Origin of the sequence: Mesorhizobium sp. LSHC412B00, from assembly GCF_000503035.1 — a bacterium.
GTDB lineage: Bacteria > Pseudomonadota > Alphaproteobacteria > Rhizobiales > Rhizobiaceae > Mesorhizobium.
This window is the reverse complement of the sequence record NZ_AYWB01000014.1, coordinates 75,686-88,110: the sequence shown is the minus strand read 5'-3', so window position 1 is coordinate 88,110 and position 12,425 is coordinate 75,686. Positions and strand designations below refer to the sequence as shown.

The 12,425-nt window shown below is 64.6% G+C and carries 9 protein-coding genes and 1 pseudogene; 2 read left to right on the top strand and 8 right to left on the bottom strand.

What is annotated here, in order from left to right:
- Positions 1-22: 22 nt before the first annotated feature.
- The 8 genes and pseudogenes from X757_RS142860 to X757_RS142890 form a co-directional block, all read right to left on the bottom strand.
- A complete protein-coding gene (locus tag X757_RS142860; RefSeq protein ID WP_023727165.1) occupies positions 23-925 on the bottom strand; it encodes a hypothetical protein in 903 nt (300 codons plus the stop codon).
- Entirely contained in the window at positions 922-2,481 is a 1,560-nt protein-coding gene (locus X757_RS142865) for a hypothetical protein (protein WP_023727164.1), read from the bottom strand. Before X757_RS142865 ends, X757_RS142860 begins: the two co-directional genes overlap by 4 nt.
- 134 nt (positions 2,482-2,615) lie before the next feature.
- Entirely contained in the window at positions 2,616-3,605 is a 990-nt protein-coding gene (locus X757_RS142870) for a polyprenyl synthetase family protein (RefSeq protein ID WP_023727163.1), read from the bottom strand.
- A 148-nt stretch (positions 3,606-3,753) separates the two neighbouring features.
- Positions 3,754-5,097, bottom strand: coding sequence for a cytochrome P450 (locus X757_RS142875; protein WP_023727162.1), 1,344 nt, complete (start codon positions 5,095-5,097; stop codon positions 3,754-3,756).
- On the bottom strand, positions 5,097-5,939 hold the full coding sequence (locus X757_RS142880) for an SDR family oxidoreductase (protein WP_023727161.1): 843 nt from the start codon (positions 5,937-5,939) through the stop codon (positions 5,097-5,099). Before X757_RS142880 ends, X757_RS142875 begins: the two co-directional genes overlap by 1 nt.
- 168 nt (positions 5,940-6,107) lie before the next feature.
- Positions 6,108-6,233: pseudogene (locus X757_RS1000000169765) on the bottom strand (ferredoxin); the annotation flags it as partial.
- Position 6,234: 1 nt separating this feature from the next.
- Positions 6,235-7,524, bottom strand: a complete 1,290-nt coding sequence (locus X757_RS142885; RefSeq protein ID WP_023727160.1) for a cytochrome P450 — start codon at positions 7,522-7,524, stop codon at positions 6,235-6,237.
- A gap of 91 nt (positions 7,525-7,615) precedes the next feature.
- Positions 7,616-8,818: a cytochrome P450 gene (locus X757_RS142890; RefSeq protein ID WP_023727159.1), complete on the bottom strand. Its 1,203-nt coding sequence runs from the start codon at positions 8,816-8,818 to the stop codon at positions 7,616-7,618.
- A 1,555-nt stretch (positions 8,819-10,373) separates the two neighbouring features.
- Here X757_RS142890 and X757_RS142900 point away from each other — a divergent pair.
- Together X757_RS142900 and rpoN are read left to right on the top strand one after the other, a co-directional pair.
- Positions 10,374-10,907 carry a peroxiredoxin gene (locus tag X757_RS142900; RefSeq protein WP_023727157.1) on the top strand — a complete coding sequence of 178 codons (534 nt, stop codon included), beginning with the start codon at positions 10,374-10,376 and terminating at the stop codon, positions 10,905-10,907.
- A gap of 68 nt (positions 10,908-10,975) precedes the next feature.
- Complete coding sequence (rpoN, locus tag X757_RS142905) at positions 10,976-12,412, top strand: RNA polymerase factor sigma-54 (protein WP_023727156.1); 1,437 nt, start codon at positions 10,976-10,978, stop codon at positions 12,410-12,412.
- Positions 12,413-12,425: the final 13 nt, after the last annotated feature.

The window sequence follows — 12,425 nt, the reverse complement described above, 5'->3', positions numbered from 1 at the left end:
CACGCCGCCGTTTCCCGCGCGTTCAGGCCGGCGCACGCTCGCCTCCCCCCGCAGCGTCGCTGCGGTAGCGGCTGGTTGAGGTCTGGTAGTACTGCGCGCGGATGGCCGCCATGGCTTCGATCAACGGTCCCCACGGCGGTGGAAAGGGTTCTTGCGCCATCACCCGGTGCAGCATGCGCGTATGGCCGGCCAGCTCGTCCTTGAGGAACTCCACCACAGGCATAGCCGGATAGCGCTGCAGCAGCAGGATCGCCGCGTTAGCTCCTTCGCCGGCCGACTTATCCTTTTCGCGTCCATGCAGATCGTTCTGCAAGCGCCCTATCGCGGAGATGAGCCGCAGGACCTGGCGAAACGCCGGATGCGCGCGCAAGGTCGCCATGTCCAGCCCCCACAGCAAGGACAGGCAACAGAACACGTTCGTGTAGGCGATCGAATCCACGCCGTTCTGCAAGTACTCGGCGTAGGACCAGCGCTCTGCCCCTGCCGCCTGCGCGTGTCCGGCACGCAGCGCCGCGCAGTAGCACCGGGTATGGTAGAGAAGCTGAGCATAGTCGCGACGATCGTAGGCGAGCGCGGCGAGCGAAGCGCGCAGCACAGCACAGCCCTCGAATCCGGGGAGCGCGCACGGCACGCCTTGCCCGAGCGCCTGCTCCACCGCGGCGAGCTGCTCCGGCGCGATCAGGTCAAGGTCGTTGCAATCGTCGAGCCAGAACAGCAGCGCCAGTTCTCGATAGAACGCCACGATCAGCGTCTCGTCCAGCGGATCGCGGCCGGTGCGGGCGCTGGTGTCGCGCAGGCTCGGCTGGATGCGCTGCAGGATGTACTGGCCGCCCCGGACTGCTTCCACGCCATGCTCGTCGGCGAACCCGGTCAGGGAACGCCCCCACTCCAGCACCTGTTGCAGCGCGCGATGGGTCGGGATCATGGCCCCGCTCCTGCTCCCTCGGCCGAGACGCGCCGCCCCCAACGAAGCGCCAGCCACAACCCGGCGAGTTCGGCCACGCGCACCACCCGGGTGGGGCAATACAGTTCCTTGCCGATCCACAGCGGTGTCTGGGGCAGTGCGTGCGCTGCGTGGCGGGCGAGCATCCACTTCAGCGCACCCGCCACCGCCTGCGCAATGCGCCGGCGCCCTGCCGGCTCTTCGCTCCCGTCCATCACGTGCAACGCGAACAGCGCATAGGCGGTTTCCTCGAATGTGGACGCGCGACCGGCGCCCCAGCCGCCGTCATCGCGCTGCGCCTGCAGCAGCGCTGTCAGCGCGCGCTCCTCGCGCCACTGGGGCTTGCCTTGCGCGAGCGCAGCAATCGCATGCGCGGTGGGATACAGCCACGAAACGTGCCATTTTTCGTTGTCCCATAGACCATGCGGGTTGCGATTGGCCTCGACGTAGGCGCTGGTGCCGGCGGCGGGCTTTCCCAAAATTCGCAACGCATGCAGGGCATGGATGTTGGTCGACACCGAGGCATTGCGCTCGCCGGGGAAGGTGACGAAGAGCTCGCCGGTTGCGAAATGGCGCAACGCGTCGACCGCCGGGTCGCGGCCTGCAAGGCGAAGGACGCACAACGCAACGGCGGTGTCGTCCGCATCGGCCGCGAAGTGCAAGGCCGGGCCCAGACCGCGCGCTCCGAGGCGGGCGTCGAGCTGCGCGATGATCACTTGCACCGCCTCGGCGAAAGCGGGATGCGCGAACAGACCGGCCAGATGCAAGGTGTACAGCGACCAGCATGGCTCGAACACATTGATCGGCCAGACGTTGGGAACGACACCTTCGATGCCGCTGCGCGTCGCCCGCGATGCCGCCTGCAGATACCCGTCGGCGCGCCCGACCTGCGGCGTGTTCCCCTGTGTCACGGCGTGGGCACGCCACGTGGCGGTGGCCGCTGGACTGATGCCGATGCTGCCGTCGTCGTCCGGGCATGCGGTGGCCGGCAACGTCCCCCAGGCTTCCCAGGAGTGCAGCAACGGATGGCCGCTCGGCAACGTCGCCACATCCCCCAGCTTGACCAGGCGTGCTTGCCGCAACGGCAACAGCGCCGGGTGGCGCGGAAACGCCAAGCCGCCCAGCAAGGATGCGGCCTCGTTGCACAACTGCGGCAGGATCAGCTCCGCGCCGATGGGCGCGTCTTCCGGCACCGAATGCGCGTAGGGATCGGGCTGGCGCTCGAGGAACCGGATTGCAGCCTGGGCTGCGTCGGCAGCGTCGGCAGCGTCGGGAAGAGGATCGGCACGCTGCAATGCCAGCAACGCCGCCCAGGTAGGCGCATGGCGAAACAGCGGGAAGTCCGCACTTCCCCATCCGCCATCGGCCTGTTGCTGCGCGATGAGCCACGCGTATGCGTCGTGCCGACCGGTGACGTTGCCGTCGAACTGCAGAGCTCGCGCCGTGTCGTATACGGACGGACCGACGCTGCCGCCGTCGCTCATCTCGCTCAGCAGGTGACGCAATTCGGAAAGGATCTGTTCGGACAGCGCGTTCAGGGGGGATGTTCCTTCTGCAGAGGGCTAACGAGAACAGACCTGGCAGACGGCGCGCACGTCGCCGCCGACACGGGATGCAGCGCCCGCCGGCCGATCGCAGCAGCACAGGGGCGAGTCCTTACGGATGGGCGCGCTCATGCGCATGGCGCGGACAGATAGGCGTTGGCCCGCTGCAGCATCTGCGCCAACCCTTCCGCGCGCGGCCCCAGAGTGGCGATGGCCTCCCCGGCGTCGTGCAACAAATACAGGGCGAACTGGCGCGCTGCCTGCAGCCCCATGATCGACGCGCAGGTCGGCTTCTGCGCCGCCGCGTCCTTGCCGGGGGTCTTGCCAAGAGTCGCGGTATCCGCCGTCGCGTCGAGAATGTCGTCGGCCACCTGCAAAGCCAGGCCATAACAGGCGGTGTAGCGATCGAGCGCAGCATACAGCGCAGCGTGCGCGGCATCCTCCGCGATGGAGTATAGCGCGCCCATGCGAACCGACGCGCGCACTAGCGCTCCGGTTTTCATCCCGTGCATCGCGAGGATCCGGTCCAGCCCGGCGTGCTTTCCGACCAACGACAGATCGATGGCCTGCCCGCCTGCGGCACCCTCGGCGGACACCGCCTGCGCCAGTTCGCGCACGAGCGCGATACGGTTGTCGCCCGGCGCATCCAGGCTCGCCAGGGTGAGGAAGGCGTGCGCCTGCAGCGCATCGCCGACCAGGATCGCAGTGGCTTCGCCGAACTTTACGTGCACGGTCGGAAGGCCGCGGCGAAGCACGTCGTCATCCATCGCGGGCAGGTCGTCGTGGACCAGGGTACAGGCGTGCATCATCTCGATGGCGGCACCGACGTCGTCGAGCATGTGCGCCGGCGTGCCCGCCAGTGCGCCGGCAGCCAGACAGAGCAAGGCGCGGGTGCGCTTCCCGCCATGCAAGGTGGCGTAGCGCATGGCCGCCATCAGCTCTGTCTCACCGCCGTCTTCAGCGCAGAGCAGACGCCCCAGAGCCTGTTCGACCCGCTTTGCGCCGTCCTGCATCCAGATCTCGGGGAGCAGCCCGCCAGATGCGCCGCGCGCCTGCGCGCCCAATCCGCCGAATGCGGAAACGCCAATTCGGCCGCGTGGAGTGGAACCGGTCTGCATGTTGTTGATGTCCTTGTAGCTGAGACGGCCACGGCGAGCGCAAGTCGTCACGGTGTTGCCTGGCGTCACACGAGTGCGTGCGCTGAGTGCAGCAATGCCGCGCCCCGCCGGCGCCGCTGCCTTGCCACACAGGGCATGCGATGCCAGCTCATGAAAAGCCTATTCGAATTTTCATTGACGGATGTGCGGTAGGGTAATAGCGCCGGCCTTTTTCGACGTCGCTCAGCAACTGCGGCCGCACCCCGGCCTTATGCATGGTCAGCGCCAAGGCGATGCAGAACTGCACCATTTCCAGCCATACCAGGTGGTAGCCGATGCAGACGTGTGGGCCAGTACCGAACTGCAGCATGTCCACGGGCCGGATCGGCTCCGTGCGTTGCAGCCACCGCGCCAGGCGGAACTGATCAGGCGCCTCGTGCAGCAGCGCCGAGGTCGAGAAATGCAGCAGCGGGATGCATAGATGGGTGCCTGCGGGAATGCGCCGTTGGCCGAGTTGCAATTCCTGCAGCGCGCGACGCGGCAGGAGCGTGGTCGCCGGATGCAGGCGCAGTGTCTCGCGGAACAGCGCCTCGGCGACCGGACACTGCGCCAGGTCCGCGTGCCGGGTCGGCACCGCGCCCACGCGTTGCGCCTCCTCAACCAGGGCATCCCACAGCACAGGCTGCCGCGCCAGCTCGATTACAATCCAGGCCATCGTCGAGGCAGTGGTGTCGTGACCGGCAAGCAGCAGCAAGCGAATATTCGCGACCAGGACGTCATCGGAGAGCGGACCGTCGCTGCGGTCGAAGGCGCTCACCATGTCGTTGATCAACCCGGTGCGCGCGGCATGCGCTCGTGCGTCGCGGACGAACTGGCGCAACTGCGCGTCGATCCAGTCGCGGGCGGCACGGCCGCGCCGCAAAGGCAGTCCGGGCAGGTCGACCGGTGGCGCGACGATCAACTGCAGCAATTGCCGGTACTTGCGATGCCATCCCGGCAGGTCCTGCGCGGGGATTCCCATGAGGCTGAAGATAAGCTTCAGCATCAGGTCGCCGGTTTCGCGCAGGATGAGTACCTCGCCGCGGGCGCGCCATGCCTGCACCCGCGCCTGGATGACGGGCGCGAACAGGTCGCCGATCCCGGCCTGGGTCAGCCCCCTGGGCAAGAACGCTGCCTTGATGGCATCGCGCGCCTGCCGGTGCGCGCCGCCGTCCAGCGCAACCAACGTTCCGCCAAGCAATTCGGGCGCGATCTCTTCGATCAGCGCCGAGGACACGTCCTTGTGCCTGAGCAGTGAGAATGCGTCCGGATCCACACAGGTCATGAGATGTCCGGCAGGGCCGAAATCCAGCCAGAAGTGGCTGCCCAGCGTGCGTTGCGCGCGCCGCAGCAGGCGCGGCAGGTCGCAGACAATGGCGGGAAGATGCCCGACCAAGGGGAAAGCGCCAGGCATGACCGGGATGTCGCATCGCAGCCGGTGCCGACGGTTGAGTGGATTGAGCAGCATGTCCATCAGCAGCGCGCCGCCGCCGCCGATTCGGTGTCGCCTGCAGGGCGCGCGGCGCAGCTGTTGCCACCGTCGGCATATGTCGGCACATGCGCCAGCATGCCGCCGTCGATGCACACGAGCTGGCCGGTGATGAACGCAGCATCGTCGGAGAGCAGGAACGCCACCAGCGCGGCCACATCCTCGGGGCGGCCGACGCGCTGCAGGAGCTGGTGCCGGCGCAGATGCCGTTGCATGCACTCGTCCAGCTTGGCAAGGAGACGCTCGGTCATGATAAGACCCGGCGCAACCGCGTTGCAGCGTATCTGAGAGTGACCGTACTGGGTGGCGAGCGAAGCCGAGAGCATGTTCATCGCCGCCTTCGACGCGGCGTAGGACGTCTGCGCCGTGTCACCGCTGAGCCCTTGGCACGACGACATGTTGACGATCGCGCCACCGCCGCGGGCGATCATCCGTGGGATGGTCTGCCGGCAGCAGAGCAGCGTGCCGCGCAGATTGGTCGCCATTGTCTGGTCCCAGACTGCCAGGTCCAGGTCGAGGATGGCGCGGTCGCGCGGGGTCAGATGCATGGCGCTCGCATTGTTCACCAGCAGGTCGACCCCCCCGAAGTGCCGCTCCGCCGTCTCGAACAGCGCTGCCACCGCCTGCTCATCGGCGATATCCATGGCTATGGCCAGCGCGTGGCCTGCTTCGGCCGCGATCTGCGCGGTGCAGGCGATGGCCGCCGGGCCATCAATGTCGGCCACCACCACTCTGCCCCCTCCGCGAGCGATGGCGAGAGCGCATGCCTTGCCGATGCCGGCGCCAGCGCCGGTCACCACGGCCACCTTGCCTTCAAACCTTCCCATCGTGTCTCCTGAATTGCATTGGTCTTTCGCGGCATGCCGCTGGGCCTGCGTCGGAGAAGGCGCCGGGTCGGCGCTGGCGCACTCGTCATGGCCAGCGTCGCTTTCGATGACCCGAATGGCGGCGACCGGGCACTGGTTCGCCGCAAGCCGCACGGCGGCGTGCAGCGCCTGCGGGACCGTCGCAACGCACACTTCGGCCACGCCGTCCGGTTCGCGCTGGCGAAAGGTGCCCGGCAGCGTCAGCACGCACTGCCCGGTCGTTCCGCACAGATCCTGATCGACCAGGACGCGCATCTCAGCCCTCCTGCCCATGCAGCCGTACCGGCAGCGCGCGGAACGTCCTAAGGAACGCGGAGGGCTCCCGGGTCGGCTGCTCGGCCAATGCCAGCGTGGGGAAGCGCGCCTGGATCCGCGGCAGGCTCTCGGCCAACTGCACCCGGGCCAGTTGCGCACCAAGGCAGAAGTGGATGCCGTGGCCGAAGGTCAGCATGATCTTCCCGTCGATCGACATGCCAGGACTGGTGCCGTAGAACCGCACGGCATCGAAGCGATCGGGATCGGCGAAGGCGTCCGGGTCGCGATTGCCGGACGCGATCAGCACGCGCACGTCCGCGTTCTTCGGGATCACCACGCCGCCCAGTTCGATGTCGCGCTGGGCGATACGCGGAATGGAGCTGAACATGGCGGGCGCGTCATAGCGCAGGGCTTCTTCGACGAAAGCCTTCACCCCCACGGCATCTCCCTTCAGCCAGTGCCGCTGTTCGGGATACGCCAGCATCGCCAGGACCGCATGGCCGATGGCCGCGGCAGTGGTGGCGAAGCCGCCCAGCAGCATGCCCCAAAGCATGCTGATCAATTCCGCATCCGACAGCGTCTCGGCATCGTCGTCGTGTGCGCCGACCAGCATTGACACGATGTCGTAGCGGGAGTCGGTGCGCTTGCGCTGTATGAGGTCGCCGAAGTAGGCCTGCACCCTGGCGCTGGCCGCGTCCCCCGCGGCGAGTTGGGGATCGCTGGCGTGCGGGCTCAGGCCTTCCAGAATGGCGCTGATGCCGGTAATGAGCCCGAGAATGTCATCCGGGGGCATGCCGAACAGTTCGCCGAAAACCAGCATGGGCAAGGCCAGCGCGAATTCCTGATGCAGGTCCACTGCCTCCCCGCGCTCCAGTGCGGGCGCCATGCCGTCCAGGCGCGCTGCGACAATGCGAGCGATGGTCGGCCTCAGCTTGTCGATCTGGCCGATGGTGAAATCGCGCGAGATCAGCCGGCGCAGACGCGTATGCGTTGGAGGTTCCTTCATCGCTAAAGTGGACGCCAGCAAACTTAGCGACAGGCTGGTCGCCGCTCGCGGGAAATAGCGCGCCAGTTCGCCTGGCGCCGGCCCCCGAAAAGCATCGCCAGTGGCCTTGAGCGCCCAGTAGATGTCGGCGTGGCGGCTCAACAGAAAGAGGCCCGACGCCGCGCGATGTACCGGATCGTGCTCGCGCAACCACCGCATGAATGGGTACGGGTCCTGAATGCACGCTGGCGACGCCAGTTCGGCGAAGGCGTCCCGGCATGCTGCCGTGGTTTCTTGCACGTCCATCTTGGTCACCTGTTGGCTGGCTGATCTGATCGGCGCGCGGCAGGCGCGCCGGCAATTCGAGAACATCGCGATTCCTGGTGGCATCCGAGCATCACCAGAGCACCGGGAACTCCTCGAACCCACCAGTGATGATCTCCTTGCGCAACTTCAGTTCTTCGGGCGCCACGGCCAGGCGCAGCGCGGGAAAGCGCTGGAAGATCGAACCGAACACCGCCTTGAGTTCCAGCCTGGCCAGCGCCAAGCCGACGCAGTTGTGCGGCCCGTAGGAGAACGCCAGGTGCGGGTTTTCGTCACGTCCTATGTCGAAGATTTCCGGGTCGTCGAAATGGCGCGGATCGAACGACGTCGCCGGCAGGCCGACCAGCACCTTGCTCTCCGCGGGAACATGCACGCCCGCGATGGTCACGTCGGTCCTCGGATAGCGCATGATGCCGTCCCAGCCGGCGCCCGGCGGGTACATGCGCAGGATTTCCTCTACCGCCTTGTCCACCAGGGATGGATCGCCGATCAGGCGTTCGCGCTGTTGCGGATGGCGGAACATGGCCAGCAGGCCGAATTCGATCTGCGCGACGGTGCTCTCGTGCCCCGCCACCAGCATGCCCGCCGCCAGGCCGATCGCCTCTTCCTCGGTCGCCTTGCCCTGGTCGACCGCCGCGAGCAGATCCGTCAGCACGTTGTCGCCCGGATCCTGGCGCTTGTCCCGCATCTTGCCGCGAATGTAGGCGCGGAGTTCTTCCCAGGCCAAGCGCGACGCGCTTCGCGGGCCGCTTTCATGCTGGTGCGTCATCACTTCGTCGGACAGCCCGGCGAAAAAGGCGTGGTCCTCGTAGAGCACGCCCATCAGCGCGCCAATGACCATGGCTGGAAGCGGAAAGGAGAGGTGGCGCCGCAGATCGGCGGGCTGGGGCTGGGCCGCCAGCGTCTCAAACAACTGCGCGGCGATCGCCTCGACCTGCTGCGCGAGCTGCTTCACCCTGCCGTTGCTGAAGGCCGGCGCCACGATCGTGCGTAGCCGCGTATGCTCGCCCCCCTCGTGCGAGACCAGCCATCCTGGCGAACCGAGAATCACCGAATCCGGGGTGAATGCGGCCGGCGGCATTCCCGCGGGCCGGAACGCCGCGTCGGACAACACCGCCTTGGCCTCGTCATAGCCTGTGACCCACCAGCCTTCGTGCCCGGACGGGAAGCGCACGCGGTGGATCGGACCGTTGGCCCGCAGCGCCAACATCTCGGTCGAGGGCTCAATGTGATCGACGCGCCACATCGGCAGCGTCGGCAAAGGTTGTTCGGGCATGATGGCACTTCACTCGGTAGCGATGGAAGGGCGGAAGGTGACCGGCGGACGCTGCGGCAGCGAAGACCTAAGATGGCATGTAGACGACGTCGTCCGGAGGCAGACCGATTATCAAGATCGGCTAACGCGTAACTGTCTAGGCACATCGCGCGGCGAGATGCAGAACATTATCCTGCACCTTCCAGGTCAGGATAAAGTCGGTGTGGTGGGCCTTTGACTCGCCGCCGGCCAAGATTTCCTGCGCAAGGGTCGACAAGAGCGGCGAGCTGTTGCGTAAGGGCTTTCGCCGAGGCCCCCCTGCCCATAGACGCTATCCGACGCAGATTTGACATTTTGCTTTTCTTTCTTCGTTCCATTCGTGTCATCCACGAAATGAAAGTCGGTCGGCGGCTCCCGGCCCGCAACCAAGGTGCTTCAAATCTCGTGCCAATTTGGCCGCAGCAGAAAAAAATCGTGGCAGCTTCTCAGCGGCTTAGCCTGAGGCCAGAGAAGAGCTAGGCGAAATAAGCCGGTGTCGCGGGCAACAAAGGCGACGGTACAGTGTCGGACAGAACGCCTCGGGCGACCTTTAGGTCGGGCTTGCGACATTCTGGTCCAGTTTCGAACATAAGAGGGCGGCAAACAGACACGATTGGGAATTCGATCCTCACCGCGCCAAGGCGCTTGCCCAAGAGCGCGCGCTCATGTTGCCGCGACAGGCGCGTGTTCGCGATAGCCGTGCCTGCGCACCCATGAACGCTAGCGGGCACACGCTACGACTGGAGTGCCCGCCAGCCTCAGGTAGTGCATCGGCTCGGCTTCCGGTTCTTCTTTGCCCAGCCGGGGCTGAAGCGCCGAATATCCGCACCATACAGCATCGTTGTTGCCTGTGTGACGAGGCGGCATAGCGCGCGCCCGATCTTCTAAGACACGGCCTCCGAGAAGAAGGTGCGGTCCAACAGCACCTCTATTTGAAATGGCACGCCGCTTGCTGCTCCTGGTTAGAGCACCATCAAATCACGATGAAAGCGACTTGCACCATGCCCGACGCGCGAAGCTCTAGACAGTGGCCTGAGGAGACGGTGCCCGTTCCCGCTGAACATCGGGACATCGTCTCCTCCGGAAGGCCGTTCTCGGTGGCCGCTTTGCGCATGGCTGGTCCGATGCCGGCACGCCAACACGGGCCGCTCGCGCAAATGCCGTTTACCGGTTCTGTTCAGCATGGGAGTGCCCAAGGGCCCCGTCAAAGGGTCACCCAAGCCAAGGCCGGCGGGTCACTGCCACATATCGACAACACGCTGAACCAGTCCCGTGACCCGAGTCTGCGTGAAGTGACATTTCAGGCCCCCACATGCTTGCGATATTGGCTACTTCCGGCCGCTATCCCTTTTCCAAACGCACTATCGCTAGTGACCGATCCCGGTTCCGGCGCCATAGCCGTGGAAAGCAAGCGGCTCGACGATCTCCAGCTCGCTCAGATCCCTCATTCCCGTGCCCGAGCATACGAGCCTTTGCTCGGAATTGCGCCAGCCTCTGCCAGAATTCAACGGCAGTTTTCTTCTTTAGGAGCAACTTGATGACAGTTCAAAAGAAAGTTCCCTTCGTCACCTTTCTCACGCGCGTTCACGATAAGTCAGTCCAGGGGTCAAATCCATATCGCTGGGAAGAAAAGACATCTGACGACTACTTTGCCGGCAAGCGGGTCATCCTGTTCTCGCTGCCTGGCGCCTTCACGCCGACCTGCTCGACCTACCAATTGCCCAAGTTCGAAGAGCTCTATGATGAGTTTGAGAAGGAGGGAATTGACGCGATTTACTGCCTCTCAGTCAACGACGCCTTCGTCATGAATGCGTGGGGGAAGTCCTTGGGCCTGAAGCAGGTCGAGCTCATCCCCGATGGCTCAGGCGAGTTCACACGCAAAATGGGCATGCTGGTCGCCAAGGACAATCTTGGCTTCGGGATGCGCTCCTGGCGCTACGCCGCCCTGATCAACGATGGCGTGGTGGAGCACTGGTTCGAGGAGGAGGGTTTCTCCGACAACTGCGAGGCCGACCCCTATGGCGTCTCGTCCCCGCAAAACGTTCTCGAAACGCTGAAAGCCGCCGCATGACCTAGAAACCGTCTCACTGGTGCCATTGCCGCCCCAAGAGGCTCCTCGACAGGATTATCGCGCTCACCATGCAATCCTCAGCAAGCCTGCTTCAGCGCCAGAAGCAATCCATAGTCGCATCGCCTCAACTCATTGAGTCGATTCGCTTGCTGCAACTGGCGCATACTGAACTGCATCAGTTCGTGGAGGGGGAAATTGAGAAGAACCCGCTGTTGGAATCTGCATCAAGCGATGGCGGGCCTTTTGACGACGTTTCGATTTCGGGAGCGGATCAGCCTATCGGCCCTGGCGCAAACGCCGTTGAAGGACCGACCGGGGCAGGTTCGCCTGAACGGCTCGGGCAATGGAAATCCCTTCGCAACACGACCAACAACCCGCCGGGCAATGGCCCTTCCCTCGACGAGTTTGCCACCCTCGCCGAAACATTGCACGACCATGTCGCTCGTCAGATCGCCCTCACTGCGTTCACACCACAGGAGCGGCTGATCGCTGGCCAGCTTGCCGCCGATCTGGAAGACACTGGCTATCTTCGGGCAAACCTTTTGGAGCTGGCCGAGAGCCTGAATGTCCGTGAGGCTGTTGTGGAACGGGTTCTTGGGACGTTGCAGCAATTTGATCCACCGGGAGTTTTTGCGCGAAATCTCAGAGAATGCCTCGAGATCCAGTTGCGCCAGCGAAACCGGCTCGACCCGGCAATGGCAGCTTTGGTTGCCAATCTTGAAATGCTTGCGCGACGCGATTTTGAGGCGCTGAAGCAGCATTGCGGCGTCGATGAAGAAGACCTTCTCGACATGATGCATGAGATTCGGGCGCTCGATCCCAAGCCTGGGAACAGATTCGAATCCGGTGCGTCTGAATCAATCATACCCGACGTCTGGGTCACGCCCTCGCCGCAAGGCGGGTGGCAGATCGAACTTGATCCCGCCACGCTGCCGAAGCTGCTGATCAACCAAACCTACTATGCCGAAGTCACGCGTCAAACTGCCCAAAATTCGAAAGATCAAGCATTTCTCGACGAATGCTTGCAAAATGCGAACTGGCTAATCCGCAGCCTCGATCAGCGCGCCAAGACCATTGTTAAGGTTGCGGCTGAAATCGTGCGTCAGCAGGATGCCTTTTTGGAACATGGCGTCGCCCACCTGCGGCCTCTCAATCTTAGAAACGTCGCTGACGCGATCGGCGTGCACGAGTCGACGGTAAGCCGGGTGACCTCGAACAAGTACATGCTTACCCCGCGCGGAGTCTTTGAACTGAAGTATTTTTTCACCGTCGCGATCGCGTCCTGCCAAGGCGGCGATGCGCACTCCGCCGAAGCTGTCCGGCATCGGATCAAAGCGATCATTGCCGCAGAATCTCCCGGCGACGTGCTTTCCGATGAGGACATCGCTGTCCGGCTGAAGGAAACCGGCATCGATGTTGCGCGCCGCACCGTCACAAAATATCGCGAAGCAATGAACATCCCCTCCTCCGTGCAACGCCGCCGGGAAATGCGCTTGTGTTTTTGAATTGGGTCAGGGC